20 protein-coding genes are annotated in these 19,757 nt (G+C 67.7%); 6 read left to right on the top strand and 14 right to left on the bottom strand.

Features of this window, described 5'->3' with window-relative positions; all coding sequences use genetic code 11:
- Positions 1 to 4: 4 nt before the first annotated feature.
- The 3 genes from ubiA to ACX9MO_RS00870 all read left to right on the top strand — a co-directional run bounded on the left by ubiA (position 5) and on the right by ACX9MO_RS00870 (position 3,534).
- Positions 5 to 982 carry a 4-hydroxybenzoate octaprenyltransferase gene (gene ubiA, locus ACX9MO_RS00860; protein ID WP_462213210.1) on the top strand — a complete coding sequence of 326 codons (978 nt, stop codon included), beginning with the start codon at positions 5 to 7 and terminating at the stop codon, positions 980 to 982.
- A 63-nt stretch (positions 983 to 1,045) separates the two neighbouring features.
- Positions 1,046 to 3,208 carry an OmpA family protein gene (locus ACX9MO_RS00865; protein WP_462213211.1) on the top strand — a complete coding sequence of 721 codons (2,163 nt, stop codon included), beginning with the start codon at positions 1,046 to 1,048 and terminating at the stop codon, positions 3,206 to 3,208.
- Complete coding sequence (locus ACX9MO_RS00870; protein WP_222490429.1) at positions 3,205 to 3,534, top strand: hypothetical protein; 330 nt, start codon at positions 3,205 to 3,207, stop codon at positions 3,532 to 3,534. Before ACX9MO_RS00865 ends, ACX9MO_RS00870 begins: the two co-directional genes overlap by 4 nt.
- A 354-nt stretch (positions 3,535 to 3,888) precedes the next feature.
- On the opposite strand, the gene ACX9MO_RS00875 is transcribed toward ACX9MO_RS00870, so the two are convergent.
- From ACX9MO_RS00875 to ACX9MO_RS00925, 11 genes are all read right to left on the bottom strand, one after another.
- Entirely contained in the window at positions 3,889 to 4,332 is a 444-nt protein-coding gene (locus tag ACX9MO_RS00875) for a molybdenum cofactor biosynthesis protein MoaE (RefSeq protein WP_462213212.1), read from the bottom strand.
- Between the two features lie 4 nt (positions 4,333 to 4,336).
- The gene (gene moaD / locus ACX9MO_RS00880; protein ID WP_462213213.1) at positions 4,337 to 4,582 is read right to left on the bottom strand and encodes a molybdopterin converting factor subunit 1; all 246 of its coding nucleotides are present in this window, start codon (positions 4,580 to 4,582) and stop codon (positions 4,337 to 4,339) included.
- A 2-nt stretch (positions 4,583 to 4,584) separates the two neighbouring features.
- On the bottom strand, positions 4,585 to 5,181 hold the full coding sequence (pgsA, locus tag ACX9MO_RS00885) for a CDP-diacylglycerol--glycerol-3-phosphate 3-phosphatidyltransferase (protein ID WP_222490432.1): 597 nt from the start codon (positions 5,179 to 5,181) through the stop codon (positions 4,585 to 4,587).
- 178 nt (positions 5,182 to 5,359) lie between these two features.
- Complete coding sequence (gene uvrC / locus ACX9MO_RS00890; RefSeq protein ID WP_462213214.1) at positions 5,360 to 7,261, bottom strand: excinuclease ABC subunit UvrC; 1,902 nt, start codon at positions 7,259 to 7,261, stop codon at positions 5,360 to 5,362.
- 310 nt (positions 7,262 to 7,571) lie between these two features.
- On the bottom strand, positions 7,572 to 8,351 hold the full coding sequence (locus ACX9MO_RS00895; RefSeq protein ID WP_462213215.1) for an SDR family oxidoreductase: 780 nt from the start codon (positions 8,349 to 8,351) through the stop codon (positions 7,572 to 7,574).
- A 20-nt stretch (positions 8,352 to 8,371) separates the two neighbouring features.
- Entirely contained in the window at positions 8,372 to 9,319 is a 948-nt protein-coding gene (locus tag ACX9MO_RS00900; RefSeq protein ID WP_222490435.1) for a calcium/sodium antiporter, read from the bottom strand.
- Positions 9,320 to 9,327: 8 nt separating this feature from the next.
- Positions 9,328 to 9,510, bottom strand: coding sequence for a hypothetical protein (locus ACX9MO_RS00905; protein WP_222490436.1), 183 nt, complete (start codon positions 9,508 to 9,510; stop codon positions 9,328 to 9,330).
- Positions 9,511 to 9,513: 3 nt separating this feature from the next.
- Positions 9,514 to 10,311 (bottom strand): S49 family peptidase, encoded by a 798-nt coding sequence (locus tag ACX9MO_RS00910; protein ID WP_462213216.1) that lies wholly within the window; start codon positions 10,309 to 10,311, stop codon positions 9,514 to 9,516.
- Between the two features lie 165 nt (positions 10,312 to 10,476).
- Positions 10,477 to 11,238, bottom strand: coding sequence for an ABC transporter permease (locus tag ACX9MO_RS00915; protein WP_462213217.1), 762 nt, complete (start codon positions 11,236 to 11,238; stop codon positions 10,477 to 10,479).
- Positions 11,235 to 12,164: an ABC transporter ATP-binding protein gene (locus ACX9MO_RS00920; RefSeq protein ID WP_462213218.1), complete on the bottom strand. Its 930-nt coding sequence runs from the start codon at positions 12,162 to 12,164 to the stop codon at positions 11,235 to 11,237. Before ACX9MO_RS00920 ends, ACX9MO_RS00915 begins: the two co-directional genes overlap by 4 nt.
- Before the next feature lie 255 nt (positions 12,165 to 12,419).
- Entirely contained in the window at positions 12,420 to 12,923 is a 504-nt protein-coding gene (locus ACX9MO_RS00925) for a CoxG family protein (protein ID WP_222490440.1), read from the bottom strand.
- Between the two features lie 336 nt (positions 12,924 to 13,259).
- On the opposite strand from ACX9MO_RS00925, the gene ACX9MO_RS00930 reads away from it, so the two are divergent.
- The gene (locus tag ACX9MO_RS00930; RefSeq protein ID WP_462213219.1) at positions 13,260 to 13,697 is read left to right on the top strand and encodes a hypothetical protein; all 438 of its coding nucleotides are present in this window, start codon (positions 13,260 to 13,262) and stop codon (positions 13,695 to 13,697) included.
- A 9-nt stretch (positions 13,698 to 13,706) separates the two neighbouring features.
- Here ACX9MO_RS00930 and ACX9MO_RS00935 read toward each other — a convergent pair whose 3' ends face one another.
- Together ACX9MO_RS00935 and ACX9MO_RS00940 are read right to left on the bottom strand one after the other, a co-directional pair.
- The gene (locus ACX9MO_RS00935; protein WP_462213220.1) at positions 13,707 to 14,546 is read right to left on the bottom strand and encodes a metallophosphoesterase family protein; all 840 of its coding nucleotides are present in this window, start codon (positions 14,544 to 14,546) and stop codon (positions 13,707 to 13,709) included.
- Positions 14,543 to 15,559 carry a diacylglycerol/lipid kinase family protein gene (locus tag ACX9MO_RS00940; RefSeq protein ID WP_462213221.1) on the bottom strand — a complete coding sequence of 339 codons (1,017 nt, stop codon included), beginning with the start codon at positions 15,557 to 15,559 and terminating at the stop codon, positions 14,543 to 14,545. The genes ACX9MO_RS00935 and ACX9MO_RS00940 overlap by 4 nt, the downstream gene beginning before the upstream one ends.
- 459 nt (positions 15,560 to 16,018) lie before the next feature.
- On the opposite strand from ACX9MO_RS00940, the gene ACX9MO_RS00945 reads away from it, so the two are divergent.
- Positions 16,019 to 17,080 (top strand): DUF475 domain-containing protein, encoded by a 1,062-nt coding sequence (locus ACX9MO_RS00945; protein WP_462213222.1) that lies wholly within the window; start codon positions 16,019 to 16,021, stop codon positions 17,078 to 17,080.
- Between the two features lie 158 nt (positions 17,081 to 17,238).
- On the opposite strand, the gene ACX9MO_RS00950 is transcribed toward ACX9MO_RS00945, so the two are convergent.
- The gene (locus tag ACX9MO_RS00950; RefSeq protein ID WP_222490445.1) at positions 17,239 to 18,774 is read right to left on the bottom strand and encodes an acetolactate synthase large subunit; all 1,536 of its coding nucleotides are present in this window, start codon (positions 18,772 to 18,774) and stop codon (positions 17,239 to 17,241) included.
- A gap of 415 nt (positions 18,775 to 19,189) precedes the next feature.
- Between ACX9MO_RS00950 and ACX9MO_RS00955 the strand changes: the two genes are divergently transcribed.
- On the top strand, positions 19,190 to 19,627 hold the full coding sequence (locus ACX9MO_RS00955) for an NUDIX hydrolase (RefSeq protein ID WP_462213223.1): 438 nt from the start codon (positions 19,190 to 19,192) through the stop codon (positions 19,625 to 19,627).
- Positions 19,628 to 19,757: the final 130 nt, after the last annotated feature.

Here is a 19,757-nt window from a genome sequence, read left to right on the forward strand (position 1 = left end):
TCTTATGACCCGAAATGCCCAAGCGCCAGAGCAACACGCCCCCGACGGACAGGTGGCCGACGCGGTCAAGGGCAACTGGGTCGACCGGCTCGCACCGGCGGCCACGCGGCCCTACCTGCGGCTGTCGCGCGCCGACCGGCCGGTGGGCACATGGCTGCTGCTGATCCCCTGCTGGTGGGGCCTGGGCCTTGCCATGCTGGCGAACGGCCAAGCGGGCTGGCACGACCTGTGGATCTTCATCGGCTGCGCCATCGGCGCCTTCCTGATGCGAGGCGCGGGCTGCACCTGGAACGACATCACCGACCGCAAGTTCGATGCCGCCGTGGCGCGGACGAAATCCCGGCCGATCCCCTCGGGGCAGGTCACCGTCAAGGGCGCGGCGCTCTGGATGGTGGCGCAGGCGCTGATCGCCTTCTGCATCCTGCTGACCTTCGGCCCACTGGCCATCGTGCTGGGGATCATCTCGCTGGGGCCGGTCTGCATCTACCCCTTCGCCAAGCGCTTCACCTGGTGGCCGCAGGTCTTCCTCGGCCTCGCCTTCAACTGGGGCGCCATCCTCGCCTGGGCCGCGCACAGCAACACGCTCTCATGGCCGCCCTTCGCACTCTATCTCTGCGGCATCGCCTGGACGATCTTCTACGACACGATCTATGCCCACCAGGACAAGGAAGACGACGCGCTGATCGGGGTGAAGTCCACCGCGCGGCTCTTCGCGGGCAACACGGCCCGCGTCCTGCGTCAATTCCTTGTGATTTCGGTCTCGCTGATGGCATTGGCCGTGATCGGGGCGATGATCGACCGGGCCAATCCGCTGGCCCTGTTCGTCGCGCTTGCCGGTCCCTGGGCCCTTGGCTGGCATATGGTTTGGCAGCTTCGTCAACTGGATATCGACGACGGCGACAAGTGCCTCGCGCTCTTCCGGTCGAACCGGAACGCGGGCCTTCTGGTCCTGCCGTTTTTCGCCGTCGCCTTCCTGCTCTGATTTACAGGCCCGCCCCCGCGTCTTAAAACGCGCGCACTGCAATTATCGGGATACCCGCCAGACATGCGCCTGTCCTCGCTCGCGATCGTCAGCTCGGCCTTCACCTCGGCCGCCGTCCTCAGCCTCGTCGCCGCCGCCTTCTCGGCCGGCGCAGTGGAGGACCGCACCGAGATCGACGTCCGCCACACGCTCGACACGCACCAGATGGACTGGGCCGAGGTGCAGGCCGACGGGCTGCGGGTGAACCTCTCGGGCCTCGCCCCCAGCGAGGCGGCGCGCTTCAACGCGATCACCGTCACCGGGCAGGTGGTAGACGCGGCCCGGGTCATCGACCTGATGCAGGTGCAGGCCGCCGAGGCGATCCAGCCCCCCGACTTCTCGGTCGAGATCCTGCGCAACGAGGACACGCTCTCGCTGATCGGGCTGATCCCCGCCGCCACCAACCGCGACCGCCTGACCGAGACGCTCGGCGATATCGACGGCATCGGCAGTATCACCGACCTGCTGGAAACCGCGCGCTACCCCGTCCCCGGCGGCTGGATCGAGGCGGTGACCTTCGCCATCGAGGCGCTGAACGAACTGCCGCGCTCCAAGATCTCCGTGGCGCCGAACCACGTCCGCATCGACGCGGCCGTCGAAAGCACCGCAGCCAAGAACGACCTGCAGCGCCGGCTGGAACGCGCCCTGCCCGACGGGGTCGACCTGTCGCTGACGCTGACCGCGCCGCGCCCCGTCATCGCACCCTTCACCGTGCGCTTCCTCGTGGACGACAGCGGCGCCCGGTTCGACGCCTGCTCCGCCGACAACGCCGAGGATATCGCCATGATCGAGGAGGCCGCCCGCGCCGCCGGCCTCGAAGGGGCCATGCGCTGCCGGATCGGCCTCGGCATGCCCTCCCCCGACTGGGCGCAGGCGGTCTCCACCGGGATCGCCGGGCTGACGGAACTGGGCGGCGGGGCGATCACCTTCACCGATGCCGATATCTCCCTCGTGGCAGCCGAAGGCACGGCGCAGGGGCTCTTCGACCGGGTCGTGGGTGAGCTGGAGAACGACCTGCCGGACCTCTACGCGCTGCATGCCACCCTGCCCGTCGCGCCAAGCGAGGACGAAGAGGAAGGCCCGCCCGAATTCACCGCCACGCTGAGCCCCGAGGGCATGGTGCAGCTGCGCGGCCGCATTTCCGACGAACTGTCGCGCAACGCGACCCAGAGCTACGCCCAGTCCCGATTCGGGGCGAGCGCGGTCTACACCGCCGCACGTCTCGACGAGGACCTGCCCGACGGTTGGACGATCCGCGTGCTGGCCGCGCTGGAGGCGCTCTCCAAGCTCTCCAACGGCGTCGTCACCGTGACCCCCGATGACCTCGTCATCGCGGGCGACACCGGCAACGAGAACGCCCAGGCCGAGATCGCGCAGCTGCTGGCCACCCAGCTGGGCGATGGCGCCAGCTACGACATCTCCGTCGTCTACCAGGAGGAGCTGGACCCGATCGCCTCCCTGCCCACGCCCGAGGAATGCCTGCGGGAACTGCGTGGCATCCAGGAGGTCGCCAAGATCAACTTCGAGCCCGGCTCGGCCACGATCTCAGCCGACTCCATGGGCGCCATGGACGACATCGCCGAGGTGCTGAAGGCCTGCGGGGACATCCCGCTGGAGATCAGCGGCCACACCGACAGCCAGGGCCGCGAGGAAATGAACCAGGCCCTGAGCCAGGAACGCGCCACCGCCGTGCTGAACGAGCTGCGGATGCGCCGGGTGCTGACCTCGGGCTACACCGCCGTGGGCTATGGCGAGAGCCAGCCCATCGCCGACAACGGCACCGAGGAAGGCCGCGAGGTGAACCGCCGGATCGAGTTCCGCCTGCTCGCCCCGGAAGTGCCCGAGGAAATCACCGATGCCGCCCTGGAGACCACCGGTGAAGTGGCCGAGAGCGCAGCGGAAGCGCTCGCCACGGACGACGAGGGCAGCGGCGACGCGGACTTCGACACCACCGAGGGCGCGCCGATGCACGACCTGACAGAGGCCGTCGAGGTCGAGGGGTCGGGCGACGAGAGCGGGGACGCGATCAGTGACGAGGCCCTCGACACCACCGGCGAGGTGGCCTCCGAAAGCGGCGATGACGCGGAGGTGAACGGCGCTGACGCGGATTCCGGCCTTGATCCCGAGGGGGAAACGGGCGCAGAAGAGGCCACGGAAGAACAGACCGAGGCCGGCGCCACCCAATGAACAAGACCGAATTCGTCATTGCCCTAGCGATCATCCTCTTCGTGGCCTTCTGCTTCGGGTGGTTCGCCTATTGGCTGATCCACCGCTTCACCCGGGTGTCCAAGTCGGACATGGGGGAGCTGGAGAAGATGGCGCAGGAGCTGCACGAGGCGGAAGAGACCCGCGATCAGGCGATCACCTACCTGCAGCAGCGCGAGGCCGAGCTGACCAACCAGCTGAGCCAGACCGAGGCCGAACTTGCCGCCGCCATGGACGGCCTGCGCGAGGCCCGGCACGAGGCCGAGGAACTGCGCAGCTACATCGACAAGCACCACGCCGCCCAGTGAGCTGGCCAGTGATCTGGTAGGCGATTGATCCGGTCGAAGCCCGATCGGGCGCCGTTGATCCGGAGCATTGGCTTGGCTCCCAAAGGCGGCCCGGTCATCTGGCGCCGCCCTGATCCACAGAGAGACCAAGACGAGAGCGGCCCCGCGGGGCCGTTTTTTTTTTCGCGTGCGGGCCACGTCTGAAACGCGCCGCGGCCTGCGGGTTTGACCTGCGCGGGAGGCACTTGGAGTTCAGCTGGGCGCCAAGGGACACGACTGCACGTGGAAGGAGCGCCCCTCGCCCCCGGCGCTGCCCGGAATTTTCAAAAATTCCGGACCGTTTTCTTCGAAGAAAACGGGCAGAACGTCACCCGCTCACCAGCGGTCGAGGTCAGCCTCGTCCTGCGCCTTGGCGGCGACCCAATCCGCGCCCTCGGTCGTGATTTCCTTCTTCCAGAAGGGCGCACGGGATTTCAGGTAGTCCATCAGGTAATCCGCCGCCTCGAAGGCCGCACGGCGGTGCGGGGCGGCGGTGGCCACCATCATGATCTGCGCCCCCGGCGCGAGCGCCCCGTAGCGGTGGATCACCAGCACGTCCGACAACGCCCACCGGTCCATCGCCTGCGCGGCGAAATCGGTCAGCGCCTTCTCGGTCATGCCGGGGTAGTGCTCGATCTCCATGGCGGTCAGACCGCCGCCCGGCAGGTCGCGCACCACGCCGGTGAAGCTGACCACGCCGCCCGCCCCCTCGGCGCCCGCCGAGAAACGATTCAGTTCGGCACCGGCATCGAAGGCCTCGGCCTGCACGCGGATCTCCATGGGCTCAGCCCCCGGTCATCGGCGGGAAGAAGGCCACCTCGCGCACACCGGAGAGCGGCGCATCAAACTCGGAGAGTTCCTGGTCGAGGGCCACCCGCAGGGCCGACAGATCGGCGAAGGCCGCCGCATAGCCCGCATCCCGGGCGCTGAGTTCGGCCACGAGATCGCGCACCGTCTCGGCCCCGGTCTCGACCCGCTCGCGAGGGACGCCGATCCGCTCGCGCAGCCAGGCGAAGTAGAGGATGTCCATGCTCAGCCCTCCAGGTAGGGTTTGGCCTTGGCGAAGTAATCCCAGCCGGTGATCGCGGTCAGTGCCGCCGCGACCCAGATCAGGATGCCGCCGCCCACCGCCGTCAACTCGTTCGGCGCATCGGCCCAGATCGAGCCGGTCCGCTCGGTCAGCGCCCAGAAGGCCCCGTTGGCCAGCAGCAGCGCGATGGCGACCATCTGGCTCGCCGTCTTCCACTTCGCCAGCGGCGTGACCTTCAGCACGCCCGCCACGTCGCCGAGGTATTCCCGCAGCCCCGAGACGAAGACCTCGCGGAAGAGGATCACCGCCGCGGGCAGGATGATCCAGGGCGCGATCGGCGAATAGCGCGCCAACACCATCAGCGCGACCACGACCATCGCCTTGTCGGCGATCGGGTCCAGCATGGTGCCGAGCTTGCTGACCTGCTTCCACTTGCGCGCGAGATGCCCGTCGAACCAGTCCGTGGCCGAGGCGGCCCCGAAGACCACCAGGGCGATGATATCCGCAGCCGGGCGGGGCACCGCCAGGTAGATGATGGCGATGGCCGGCGCCGCGATCAGGCGCAGGATGGTGAGGATATTGGGAACGGTCAGGGTCATGAGGACTATCTAGGGCTTTCGGGGCGGGTTGGAAAGCGGGGTTGATGCGGGAGCATCGCGGAGCGGGGCGGGCCTGCTGTGAAGATGGCACCGGGGGCCAGCCCCCGGACCCCCGGGATACTTGGGAACAGTGGATGACAGGGCGCGCGGAGAGACAGAAATGGGGTCTGGGCGGGGGTCAGCCGGTGCCGTGGAAGTGATCGTAGATGGTTTCCGCCAGCGTGTCCGAGATGCCGTCCACGGCCTTGAGATCGGCGAGGTTGGCGCGGGTGACCGCCTTGGCGGAGCCGAAATGCGCCAGCAGGGCGCGCTTGCGGGTGGCGCCGACGCCGGGGACCTCGTCCAACGGATTGGCGAGTTGCGACTTGGCGCGCTTGGCCCGGTGGGTGCCGATGGCGAAACGGTGCGCCTCGTCCCGCAGGCGCTGGATGAAGTAGAGGACCGGATCGTTCATCTGCAGCGCGAAGGGGCGCGTGCCGGGGCGGTGGAATTCCTCCTTGCCGTGGTCCCGGTCGACGCCCTTGGCCACGCCGACCATGGGGATGTCAGGCAGGCCCAGCTGGTCGAGGATTTCCTGCACCGCTGAGACCTGCCCTGCCCCGCCGTCGATCAGCAGCAGGTCGGGCCATGTGCCCTTGCTGCGGTCGGGATCATCCTTCAGCAGGCGCGAGAGGCGGCGCGTCAGCACCTCCTTCATCATGCCGAAGTCATCGCCGGGCGTCAGGTCGTCGCCCCGGATGTTGAACTTGCGGTACTGGTTCTTCATCAGCCCCTCGGGGCCGGCCACGATCATCGCCCCCACGGCATTGGTGCCCTGGATGTGGGAGTTGTCGTAGACCTCGATCCGCTCCGGCGGGGCGTCGAGGGAGAAGGCCTCGGCCACGCCGCGCAGGAGTTTCGCCTGCGTCGCGCTTTCGGCCATCCGGCGGGCGAGGCTTTCGCGGGCGTTGCGGGCGGCGCTTTCAACCAGTTCCGCCTTCTCGCCCCGTTGCGGCACCGAAAGCTCGACCTTGCGGCCCGCCTTTTCCGAGAGCGCCTCGGCCAGCAGATCGCTGTCCTCCACCGGGTGGGACAGCAGGATCAGTCGCGGCGGCTCCTTGCCGTCGTAGAACTGGCCGAGGAAGGCCTGCAGCACCTCCGCCGCCTCGATGTCGGGGCCGACGCGGGGGTAGAAATCGCGGTTGCCCCAGTTCTGGTTCGCCCGGATGAAGAAGACCTGCACGCAGGCCTGCCCGCCCTCCATGTGGAGCGCCACCACGTCGGCCTCGGTCGTGGCACGCGGGTTGATGCCCTGCGCCGACTGGACCTGCGTCAGCGCGCGGATACGGTCGCGCAGCGCGGCGGCGCGTTCGAACTCCATCGCCTCGGAGGCCTCGGCCATCTGGCTGGCCAGTTCCTCCTGCACCTTGGTCGAGCGGCCCGAGAGGAAGCGTTCCGCGTCGCGCACCGTGGCGGCATATTCCTCCTGCGAGATCAGCCCGACGCAGGGGCCGGAACAGCGCTTGATCTGGTAGAGCAGGCAGGGCCGCGTCCGCGAGGAGAACATGCTGTCGGAGCAATTCCGCAGCAGGAAGACCTTCTGCAGCTGGTTCAGCGTCCGGTTCACCGCATCGGCCGAGGCGAAGGGCCCGTAATAGGCCCCCTTCTCCTTCTTCGCGCCGCGGTGCTTGCGGATCTGGGGGAAGTCCGTCTCCTTCGAGACGAGGATATTGGGGAAGGTTTTGTCGTCGCGCAGCAGCACGTTGTAATGCGGCTTGAGCTGCTTGATGAGGTTCTGCTCCAGCAGCAGGGCCTCGGTCTCGGTCCGCGTCGTGAGAAACATCATCGAGGCGGTCTGGCGGATCATCCGGGCGATCCGGCCGGAGTGCCCCGAGGGCCGCGCATAGTTCGAGACCCGCGCCTTCAGGTTGCGCGCCTTGCCGACGTAGAGCACGCGGCTCTCCGCATCCAGCATCCGGTAGACCCCGGGCGAGCTGTCGAGCGTCCGGAGGTAGGACTGGATCAGCGCGTGGCCGGTGAGTCGCGCCTCGGGCGCCTCATCGGTCCGGTCCGCGGGGATATCGGAGTTACCTTGGGTCATGACTCAGCTGGCTGTGATTCCCGCCCGTGTCTGCAAATTCGGCGCGTCCAAGGCAAGGCAGAACAAATCCACGGATCTTGTGGATAAGTCTGAAGACAACTTTCTTGGACGTGCGAAATTCCCTTGAAACATTGGCGGTTCCTTATTTTGCGATCTTTTTAGGCAACTTTATAACCATCTGATTTCAATGGAAACTTTTTTGGCCACTCGGCAAGGGACTGAATTTATTGAAGTTTTAGTGACACCTTGGTAACGGCCCCGTGACCGGTGTACAACTTCCGCAGCGTCGCCTGAAAAGGCCTGCTTGATCTCAGTCGAAACCGGTGATGTCGGGCGTCTTCCAGGCGAGGTGCTGGCCGCCGTCGGTGCACAGCAATTGCCCCGTAACGCCCGGTGCGTCGAGGAAATATCCGAGCGCCCCGGTGATGTCGGAGGGATTCGATCCGCGGGTGAGAATCGTGTTCGCCCTCTGCTGGGCATAGCTCTCGTCGCTCTGGCCGGCGGCTTGCAACGTCGGGCCCGGGCCGATGGCATTCACCCTTATGCGGGGCGCCAGCCCCATGGCGGCGGTCTGGGTGAAGGCCCAGAGCCCCATCTTGGCGATCGTGTAGCTGGTGAACTCGGGCGTCAGCTTGCGCACCCGCTGGTCCAGCATGTTCACCACGAGGCCCCGGGCGACCGGCTCGCCGCGTTCGTCGCTGACGGGATCGGGACATTGCGCGGCAAAGGCCTGCGTCAGCAGCACCGGCGCGCGCAGGTTGCTGTCGATGTTGCGGGCCCAGCCCTGCCCCGTCACCTTGCCGATGCGGTCGTATTCGAAGAGCGAGGCGTTGTTCACCAGCACCGTCAGTGGGCCGTCCAGCCCCTCGACGGCACGCGGCACCAGCGCCTCGACCGCCTCCAGCTCCAGCAGGTCGGCCTGCAGGGGGACGGCCTTGCGGCCCATGGCGCGGATCTCGGCGGCCAGCTCTTCGGCGGCCTCCTGCGACCCGGCATAGTGGATCGCCACGTCGAACCCGCGCCCCGCCAGGTGCAGGGCCATCGCCCGCCCGAGCCGTTTGGCCCCTCCGGTCACCAGAGCCTTCGTCATTCGGTCTTCCCTCGCCTCGTTCAGAACAGGATGAGGCTAACGTAGACCAGATAGAGCGCGGTCAACACCACACCCCACAACCGGGTGATATCGACCTTCATCAGCGCGAAGGGCACCAGCAGCAGCGAGGCCCCCAGCATGACCCAGAGGTCGAAGCTGCGCATGCTGTCTTCCACGGGGATGTTGCCCACCATGGCACCGATGCCCATGATCCCCAGCAGGTTGAACATGTTCGAGCCGATGACGTTGCCCATGGCCACGTCGGCCTGCCTGCGCAGCGCGGCCATGACGGTGGTCGCCAGTTCCGGCAGCGAGGTGCCCACGGCCACCAGCGTCAGGCCGATCACCGTCTCGCTGATGCCGAAGCTGCGCGCGATGATCGAGGCATTGTCCACCAGAAGGTTCGCCCCCAGCGGCAGCCCGATCAGCCCCGCCACGAGGAAAACGGCGATCTTCCAGCCCTTCATGCCCGGGTCGGCCCCTTCGAGGTCCTCTTCGTCGACCGCCGCTTCGGAGGCGGCGCGCGCCTTGCGGCCGGCGATATACTGGTCGACCAGCGTGGCGATCAGCGCCAGCAGCATCACCAGCCCGTGCCAGAAGACCAGCTCCCCGGTCAGGCAGAAGCCGATGAAGACCACTGTCGCGGCCAGCATCATGTAATAGCTGCGCCGGGTGTCGAAATGGCTGCTGTGCATCGTGGCCAGCATCGCGGGCACCCCCAGCACCAGCAGGATATTCGCCGTGTTGGAGCCCACGACGTTGCCGAGCGCGAGGCCCGGCTTGCCATGGATGACGGCGTCGATCACCACCAGAAGCTCGGGCGCGGAGGTGCCGAAGGCAACGACGGTCAGCGAGACGATCAGCGCGGGTATCCCCAGCCGCAGCGCGAGGTTCACCGCCCCCTTGACCAGGGCGTCACCGGCAAACACCAGCAGGGCCAGTCCGACCCCACAGAGAATCCAAGGCATGTCAGCCCCTATTTCTGGCCGCAGTTGCAGGGGCCCTTACCGATCCGGTAGGCCCCGCAGCGCGGACATTTCTTCGTGGAAAGCCTCGCCTGCCGCCCCTTGCCCGGGCCGATCCCGGGAAAGCGCAGCTTGCCGAACATGGCCATGACACCCATGGCGACGAGAAAGAGGACAACAACCTTGAGGATCATGACTCAGAGACCGAAGCGCGCGTAGGCCGCGCGTTCCTCGATGCCCATGATCGCGTCCCCCAGCACCGAGGCGCCGATGCGCCGCAGCCAGGATTTCTTCACCCCGTAGCTGCGGAAGCGGACCTTGTCGCCGAACCGCTCCTTCAGCACCGGCACCATGTGCCCGATGCCGTCGATCAGCCCCAGTTCCCGCGCGCGGGACCCCAGCCAGACCTCGCCGGTGAAGAGGTCCTTGTCCTGCTTCAGCTTGGGCCCGCGCCGTTCGGTCACCTGCGCGATGAAATTGCCGTGTATCTGCTCCAGCAGGCGCTGCAGCTTCTCGACATCCTCGGGGTTCTCGGGGCGGAACGGGTCCAGCATGGATTTCGACTGGCCGGCGGTATAGACGCGCCGCTCCACGCCCTGACGGGCCAGCAGCACATGGGCGCCGAAGCCCGCGGAAATCACCCCGATGGAGCCCACGATGGAGGAGCTGTCGGCATAGATCTCATCGGCGGCAGTGGCGAGCCAGTAGCCGCCCGAGGCGGCGACGTCCTCGACGAAGGCGATGACGGGCACCTCCTTCTCCTGCGCGAGGCGCCGGATGCGGGCCGCGATCAGGGCGCTTTGCACCGGCGAACCGCCGGGCGAGGAGATGGCCAGCGCCACGGCTTTCGGCTTGCCGCGCCGGAAGGCCTTTTCGATGACGGGCGCGAGGCCCGCGTCGTTCAGTCCGCCCCGCGGCCCGTCGGCAATGAGGCCCGACAGGCGCACCACGGCGACCGTGGGACGATCCTTGAGAAAGGGAATCCAGCTTTTCATGCCTCTCGAAATAGAGAGCGCACCCGGAGCAAACAAGGGGACGGCAGAGACGGGGCGGCGAAAAACGCAAACCTGTCCCCGCCCGGCCATTTTCCCGCGGCCAATGCCTGTCCGGGGGGCAGCGGGGCCGACGTTCGGCCCCGCCCCTTTTTCAGCGACCCGGCGTCACGAGCGCAGCCGCCAGCCGGTGCGGAAGATCCAGCCGATCACGCCCAGTGCCAGCGCCGTAAAGCCGCAGATCGCCAGCAGCGACAGCCCCACCGGCACGTCCGCCGTGCCGAAGAAGGACCAGCGGAAGCCCGAGATCAGGTAGACCACCGGGTTGAACAGGGTGATCTTCTGCCAGATCTCCGGCAGCATCGAGAGCGAGTAGAACGAGCCCCCGAGGAAGATCAGCGGCATGACGATCAGCATCGGGATCAGCTGCAACTGCTCGAAGGACTTCGCCCAGATGCCGATGATGAACCCGAAGAGAGAGAAGCTGATCCCCGTCAGCAGCAGGAAGGCCACCATCGCCAGCGGATGCGCGATCGAAATGTCGACGAAGAGCGTCGAGGTCCCGAGGATCACCACCCCGATGAAGAGCGCCTTGGTCGCCGCCGCGCCCACGTAGCCCGCCACCACTTCGAGGAAGTTCACCGGCGCGGTCAGCACCTCGTAGAACGTCCCCGTGAAGCGCGGGAAGTAGATCGCGAAGGCCGCATTGTTCAGCGCCTGCTGGATCACCGCCAGCATGATCAGGCCCGGCACGATGAAGGCGCCGTAGCTGACGCCTTCCACGCTTTCGATCCGGCTGCCGATGGCCGTGCCGAATACCACGAAGTAGAGCGAGGTGGAGATCACCGGCGAGAGGAAGCTCTGCAGGATGGTGCGGAAGAAACGCGCCATCTCGTAACGGTAGATGGCACCGATTGCATAGAGGTTCATGCCGCGTCCTCCCCGACCAGATCGACAAAGATCTCCTCGAGCGAGGACTGGTGGGTCGAAAGATCGGCCAGCCCCACGCCCGCGTCCGCCAGGGCCGCCAGCAGCCGGGTGATCCCCGTCCGCTCGGCCTGGCTGTCGTAGGTGTAGACCAGCGCGTGGCCGTCCTCGGCCAGCTCCAGATCGAAGCCGGAGAGCGCGGCGGGCACCTCGCTCAGCGGGCTCCGCAGCTGCACGGTCAGCTTCTTGCGGCCCAGCCGTTTCATCAGCGCGGCCTTTTCCTCGACCAGCAGAAGCTCGCCCCTCTGGATCACGCCGATCCGGTCGGCCATGGCCTCCGCCTCTTCGAGGTAGTGGGTGGTCAGGATGATGGTCACGCCGCTGGCCTTGAGCTCTTCGACCGTGTCCCACATCCCCTTGCGCAGCGCCACGTCCACACCCGCCGTCGGCTCGTCGAGGAAGAGCACCCGGGGTTCGTGGACCAGTGCCTTGGCGATCAGGACCCGGCGCTTCATGCCGCCTGACAGCGCCTTGGTCGGCGTGTCGCGCTTGTCCCAGAGCGAGAGCTGACGCAGGATCTTCTCGACGAGGGCATCATCACGCCGCTTGCCGAAAAGACCGCGCGTCAGCCGCACGGTGTTGATGACCTTCTCGAAGGGCTCCAGCGCGATTTCCTGCGGCACGAGGCCGATCATCTCGCGCGCGGCGCGGTAGTCCTTCAGGATGTCGTGCCCGCCCACGGAGGCAGAGCCGCCGGTGGGCAGGGTGATGCCGCAGAGGGTGGAGATCAGCGTGGTCTTGCCCGCGCCATTGGGGCCGAGGAGCGCCAGGATCTCGCCCTCCTTGATGTCGAGCGTGACGCCCTTGAGCGCCTCGAACCCGCCGTCATATGTCTTGCGCAGATCCTTGATCTGCAGGATCGGAGCCATGTCCCGTCCCCTTCTTGTCGTGCGTGAGGGTAGGCAGGGCATGTAATATCCAAAAGGCCGCACGCCATGGGTGCGGCCCCTTCAAAATTGCACAGAACCGTGGCGGCTCCCTGCGCTCATGTGCGCAAGATCGGAGGCGCAAACGCGCGGTCCCGGTTCACGCCGGGCCACGACACCCACCATGTCGCGGGCCGTTCGGGCGGCGAGAGGCAAAGCTCCCCGCTCAGCCCCTGCCGGGCCTTCGCCCAGCGCGGTTCAGCCGCGCAGGCGCTTGAGCCAGCCCTTCTTCTCCGCCTCGGGCGGCTCGTCACCTTCGGCCGGGCCCTCCAACACTTCCTGGAAGCGGGTGAAGAACTGGTCCGCCATCTTGCGGGCAAAGCCGTCGATGATCCGGCTGCCCAGCTGGGCCAGCTTGCCGCCCACCTTGGCGTCCACGTCGTAGGTCAGCAGCGTGCCCTCTTCGTGGTCCGCCAGCGTCACCTTGGCGCCGCCCTTGGCAAAGCCCGCGGCCCCGCCCTTGCCCTCGCCGGACATGGTCAGGCTCTCGCCCTCGACCATGTCGGACAGGACCACGGTGCCCTTGAAGTTGGCCTTCACCGGGCCGACCTTCTGGGTCACCGCCGCCTCGAACCCCTCTTCGGGGGAGCCGGAGACCTCGGTCGCGCCGGGCACGCATTCCTTGAGCACCTCGGGGCTGAGCAGCGCGGCCCAGACCGTCATCCGGTCGGCCTTGATCACCTTCTGGTCGTTCATTTCCATGGGCGTCGTCCTTTCGCGTTTGGCCCGGAAGGTAGCCGAGCCGCCCGCCAAGGGGAAGAGAGCCGCGGCTCTGGCCCATGCGGGAGCCGGCGGCTGGCCCTGTCCGCGCCCCTCCGCGCCCGTCCGACGGGCAGCCCGGAGGGCACTTGGCACGGCCCCCGACGGGCCTGTCCACGGCCCCACGCTTGACAGGCTGACGCGTCTGGGGCCCAATCTCCCTGTTTCCAAAGACCTGTTTTCCGGGCCCGGCCTGCGCCGGTGCCGCACCGGGCCGCCCCATGAGGCCGCCCCTATTTCACCGAACCCTCTCCGGGTTCGTCTTTTGAGGAGGAAACCATGCGATCCCATTGCCCCTGCCCCGGCCTCGGCGTCCTTGCCGTGCTGGCCCTGCCCCTTGCCGCGTCCCTCGCGCCGCCCGCCAACGCCCAGATGACCGCAGAGGTGCAGTTCGCCCCCGGCAACTACGGCACGATGCTGGAAGGCACGATCACCGGCCACGCCTACATGGATTACCATCTCGGCGCGAAGGCCGGTCAGACCCTCTTTGTCGAGCTTGATGCCGCGGAGACCAATGGCCATGGCAGTGTCTATTTCAACATCCTGCCGCCCGGCAGCGAGGGCTACGCGATCTTCAACAGTTCCATGAGCGCCGACAACACAGGGTCGGTGGAGTTGCCGGAAACGGGGACCTATACGATCCGCGTCTACCTCATGGGCAACGACCGGGACGCGGACAAGACCGTCAGTTTCCGCGCGGATGTCTCGATACAATAGAGATCAGCCTCATTCCGCTGCGGCCTGCGCAGGAGGCGCCCCGGCACCTGCCGGGTCCAGCCGCTCCCAGCCCTCCGCGCCGCGCTGCCACGCCTGCGGCGGCGCGGGAAAGAACCCGGGCGCTTCTCCGCGCTCGGCATCCCATTGGGTGATGCGCAGCACCTCGCCGTCGCAGTCGATCTGGTTGAAGGTATTGCCCTGTCCGTCCCGCAGCCGGGTGGAGAGCCCCGTTCCCGCCTGCACGAAGAGCAGCCCCGGCACGGTGCGGAACGGCTCTGCCCCCGCCCGGTGCAGGTGCCCCGAGAGGACGAGATCGGCCCCGGCCTCGGACAGGGCCTCCAGCGCGGCGGAGGCGCCGCGCATCAGACGCTTGTCCACGCCGGGGGCATGTTCCAGCGGGTGGTGCAGCACGGCGACGCGCAGCCTGTCGCCCGCGCCCTCCATCCGGGTGGCCAGACGGCGCAACCGCCCGGTGCCCACCTTGCCGGACTGCCATGCAAAACGGTTCACCGTGTTCACCCCGGCCACCAGCATCTCCGTGTCCTCGAAGACAGGTTCCAGATCGCGGTTGATGAAATGCTTGTACCGGTAGAACGGCCGCAGGAACCGCAGGAAAAGATTGTCGAGCGGCGTGTCGTGGTTGCCCGGCACGCAGAGCACGGGCCCCGGCACCCGGTCGAGGAAGGCACGGGCCTGCGCGAACTGACGCCGCCGCGCCCGCTGGGTGAAATCGCCCGAGATCACCGTCAGGTCCGGCTTCAGCCGCGTGACCGCCTCGATCAGGGGCGTCTCAAGCGCCGCGTCCACGCGGCCATAGTGCAGGTCGGAAAGGTGGATGATACGCCTCATGTGTCCCCTTCGGCGGTTTCGGGAAGCAGGATCGTCAGCGGTGCGTCGCACATGCAGAAATCGAAGGGGCTGGGGTCGCGGGACTTCTCCCCGTCGAAGGCCACCAGCGTGCGGTCCCTCTTGGTATGCACCAGCAGTTTCCCGGCCGCGAGGAAATCGTAATCCCGCCCGCGCTGCGCGGTACGCGTCACCAGCCGGAAGGCGATGCGGAAGAGATCGGCCCGGCTTTCGCCCCGGCCGATCAGCACCGCGAACTTGTCGTCGCTGATCGCGCTGTCCCCCTCCAGACCGAAGCGCTCCAGCTGATAGGCCGAACGCGAGACGAAGAGCAGCGGCGTGCGGCGGGTGAAGGTCTCGCCATCCGCCTCGATGGTCAGGTGCATCGGGTGCTGGAACTGCCAGAAGGTCCGTGCCACGGACCAATGCGCCATGATCCGGCGACGGCCCCAGCGCTTGTAGACCGTTTCGCGCTCCTTCAGCACGGCCGGGTAAATCCCGAGGCTGGCGTTGTTCAGGAAGACACGCCCGTTCACCTGCCCCACGCGGATCGCATGGGGGCGCGCGTCGAGCAGCACGCGGGCGGCCTCGTCAGGTTCCTCCGGCAGGCCGAGACCCCGGGTGAAGTAGTTGAACGTCCCCAGCGGCAGCACGGCGAAGGCCGCCTCGCGTCCCACCATCTGGCCGGCCACGGCCATGGCGGTGCCGTCTCCTCCCGCGGCGATGACCGTACGGGCGCCATCCGCGATCACGCTGTCGACCAGCGCGCCCATGTCCTGATCCGGCGACCAGCGGTAGAGCCGGGCCTCGCCTGTGCCGGCGGCGTCCTCCAGCACGGCCATGACGCGGTCGATGGCCTGCTGATCACGGGCATTGGTGCCGGACTTGGCATTGGCGATCACGGCAAAGGGCCCCTCGGCACGGGAAGCGGGGGCGGGATCGGTGACGGATTCCGGGACGGGCTGGCTGGACGGCTGGCTGTCGTGGGAGGTGTCGAGCGATTGGTCGAGCGACATGGAGACAGGACCTCTGCGGTTGCGGTTCCCTTCCCAACGCGCGATTGCCGCGAAAGGTTGCGCGCCCCGTTGCGATTGCAGTGGTGCCCCGTGTTGCGGCCCTTGTCCTGCTCCGCGTAGCGGCCCTCGCCATGCTGCCTGTCATATGGCCTTCCACTGGTAGCAAGAGCCCCGCGCCGCAGTCGCGGGGTTGCGCACCACACAGGCCCATCATGCCCCGGCGGGCCCCTGCCCCACCTCGACTTCCGGCCCGCGCTGCGATATCCAGAGCGCGATCCCCACGGGCCCCAAGCGCCCGCCCGGATCGGGTGACCGGGCCCCTCTGGCAAGCGTCTGCGGCACGCTTGTGATGTCGGCACTCCCCGTTTGTCAGCCGCAGAGACAGGCGACCCATGCTCCTGAACACCACGGACATGTCCCCGCGCGCGCGCGGTCCCCTCGCCCCATCGGAGAGGTAACATGCCCCCATCCACACACCAGAAATCCGCCCTGATGCAGTACTTCTTCTGGGCCATCGTCGTGACCATCGCGGGCCTTGCGCTTGGCGCGGGCCTCGGCTGGATCTACACCGAGAGCGTCGCCGGGATGCTCTCCTTCCTCTTCATCGTCGCCGTTCTGGCGGTGCTGGAGATCTCGCTCTCCTTCGACAATGCCATCGTGAATGCCAACAAGCTCAAGGACATGCGCCCCGAGTGGCAGCATCGCTTCCTGACCTGGGGCATCCTGATCGCGGTCTTCGGGATGCGCATCGTCTTCCCGCTGCTGATCGTCGTCATCGCGGCCAAGATCGGCCCGATCGAGGCGATCCGCCTTGCGGCCACGGAACCGGCCGAGTACAGCCGCATCATGCAGGAGGCGCATCTGCCGATCGCCGCCTTCGGGGGCACCTTCCTGATGATGGTGGCCCTCAACTACTTCTTCGATCAGGACAAGGACATCCACTGGCTCGGCTGGATCGAGACACGGATGGCGCGCTCCGCCGCCGTGAAGGGCATCGAGGTGGGCATCGTCCTGCTGCTGGCGCTGATCTTCTCGCACCTGCAGGCGGGCAACGACGGGCGCGTCTTCATCGAGGCGGCGATTCTCGGCCTCGTGACCTTCCTCGCGGTGGAGGTTCTGGGCGGGCTCATCGACAGCCGCCAGGCCGCCACCTCGGCCGCCGCGCGTGGTGGTCTCGGGGCCTTCCTCTACCTCGAGGTGCTGGATGCCTCCTTCAGCTTCGACGGGGTGATCGGGGCCTTCGCGCTCAGCCAGAACATGTTCGTCATCGCGATCGGCCTCGGCATCGGGGCGATGTACGTGCGCTCCATGACGATCATGCTGGTGGAAAAGGGCACGCTGGCGGAATACCGGTTCCTCGAACACGGCGCCTTCTACGCGATCCTGATCCTCTCGGTGATCATGTACCTGCAATCGCTGATCCATATCCCCGAGGTAATCACCGGCCTTGGCGGCGCGGCCCTGATCGGCGTCTCGCTCTGGTCCTCGATCCGCTGGAACCGGCGCGAGGCGATGGCCTGACAGAGGCTAAAGACGGGCGGCCGCGCTGAACGCGGACGAGATAGGCGGCCCCGACGGGCCGCCCCGGACAAACGGAAACAGGCGGCCCCCAAAAGGTCGCCTGTCTGCATTTCGGTCCCTGGCGACCGGGCGCCGAGGCCCGGACGTCGCGCCCCGGATCAGATCATCACTTCGATGACGTGGGGCCCGTCCTCGGCGTTCACCGCCTCGAAAACCTTGGCAAAGCTCTCCATGTCCTCGACCCGGGTCGCCGGCACGCCGAAGCCCTTGGCGATCGACGGCCAGTCGATCGAGGGCCGGTCCAGCGTCAGCATGTCGGTGGCGGTCTTGCCCTGGGTCGCGCCCACGGCCTTCAGCTCCCCCTCGAGGATCGCGTAGCGCTGGTTCGACAGCACCACGGTGGTGACATTCAACGCCTCGCGCGCCTGGGTCCAGAGCCCCTGCACCGTGTAGAGCCCCGAGCCATCCGCCTGGATGTCCACCACCCGGCGATCCGGGCAGGCCACGGCGGCGCCGGTGGCCATGGGGATGCCGTCGCCGATCGCGCCGCCGGTCAGTTGCAGGTAGTCATGGGGCTTGGCATGGGCCAGCGCCGGATAGACGGCGCGGCCGAAGCTGACACCCTCGTCCACGAGGATCGCGTTCTCCGGCAGAAGCTGCGCCACGCCGGCGGCGAAGGCCTCGGCGGTGATCGCCCCCGAGATCGGGCCATAGTCCGGCGCGGCGGGCAGCGGCAGCGCAGCCCCGACGCCCAGGGCCTCGGCCAGCACGTCAAGCGCATGGAGGTCGTCCATGCCGGGACGGGTGACCGTGTGGATCACCGTGTCCGCGCGGTAGGGCACGCCGGGCTTGCCGGGATAGGCGAAGAACTGCACCGGGGCCTTGGCGCCGATCAGGATGATCTGGTCGAACTGGGCCATCATCTCCAGCGCGGGATCGATGGCATAGGGCACCTTGGCCGGCATCAGCCGTCCCTGCCCCAGTTGCACCCGCTTGACCTGCGTCGGCGCCATCACCACCGCCCCGGTGGCCTGTGCGATACGGCTGGCAAGCTCCAGCGGCGCCTCGCGCAGGGCGGCCCCCGCCAGCATCAGCGCGGTGCGCCGCCCGTTGCGCAGCATACGCTCGGCCACCTCCAGCGCCTTGGCATCGGCCTGCGGACGGGGCCCGCGCGGCAGCGCCGGGGCGACCACGCCGCCCTCGTCCCAGCAGGTGTCAGAGGGCAGGATCAGGCTGGCCACGCCCGGCCCCTCGATGGCGGCACGCAGGCCCTCCATCGCGTCGGCCGCCACGCGGTCGGCGCTGGTGGCCCGGCGCGTCCAGACCGACACGCCCTGCGCAAAGGCCATCGTGTCGGCGGTCAGCGGCGGATCGAGCGGCGCCTGATGGGTGGCCTGATCGCCGATCAGGTTCAGCACCGGGGCATGGGCGCGGCGCGCGTTGTGCAGGTTCGCCAGCCCGTTGGCGAGGCCCGGGCCGCAGTGCAGCAGCGTCGCCGCGGGTTTGTCGGTCATCCGGGCATAGCCGTCGGCGGCCCCGGTCACGACCCCTTCGAACAGGCCCAGCACACAGCGCATCCCCGGCACGTGGTCGAGGGCGGCCACGAAGTGCATCTCGCTGGTTCCGGGGTTGGCAAAACAGGTATCCACACCAGCATCGAGCAGGCTGCGGACAAGGCTTTCGGCACCGTTCATCGTCGCGTCCATTTGTCGGGCGGAGGCGCTGCGGCCCCATGCCGACGCGCCCCGCGATGGCGCAAGAGTGCAGGCCGCGCGCGGATTGTCCAGTCCATTTCGGAGGTGGAAATACAATCCGCAGATTTACCTATCTCCCTGATCCCGAACCGATCCCTGCGCCGCAGCCTCAAGCAGCGCCACGCGCCCCCCCCCACCCCGGTCCCCACCGCGAGCCGCGCCCGATAAAGCGGCACAGCCCCGCCCCGCGCCCCGCCTCGAAGCGCGACGTCATGCGGTTGTCATTGACCCACGCCACCCTCGGGCGAATAACGAACCGGCAGAGCAGCGACGGGAGGACCCCGGCAGGGCAAGTTTTGCAGGCCGGGGGAGGGTTTTGGTGAGTTTTCAGGGCAAGAGATCCACGCATGCGGCCATGACTGCGGCCGACAGGCCGGATTCGCGCACGCAATATGCCGCGCTCTGCTACCGCACCCACAAGTCGACGCCCGAGATCCTGCTGATCACCAGCCGCACAACGCGGCGCTGGATCGTCCCCAAGGGCTGGCCGATGCCGGACCGCACCCCGGCCGAGGCCGCCCTGCGGGAGGCCTACGAGGAAGCCGGCGTGCGCGGGACCGTCTCCAACCGCTGCGTTGGTGTCTTTTCATACATGAAAAACATCAGTGAAGGGATCGATATTCCCTGTGTCGCGATGGTCTTTCCGGTGCAGGTCAAGACGCTCACCGCGCGTTTCCCCGAACGCAAGCAGCGCCGGCGCGAATGGTTCAGCCGCAAGAAGGCCGCCGCCCTCGTGCAGGAGCCGGAACTGGCCGACCTGCTGCGCAACTTCGACCCGCGCAAGCTGCGCTGACCCACCGGCGGACCTTCAGGCAAACTGTCAGGCAGACTGTCAGGCAGACCGGCAGCCAGACCGGCGGGCAAAGGCCCCGCGCAGGCGCCTGAGCCCGCTCCCCTCCGCTTGAATTCTCCCGCGCCGCCGC

Source organism: Pseudooceanicola profundus, from assembly GCF_054919315.1.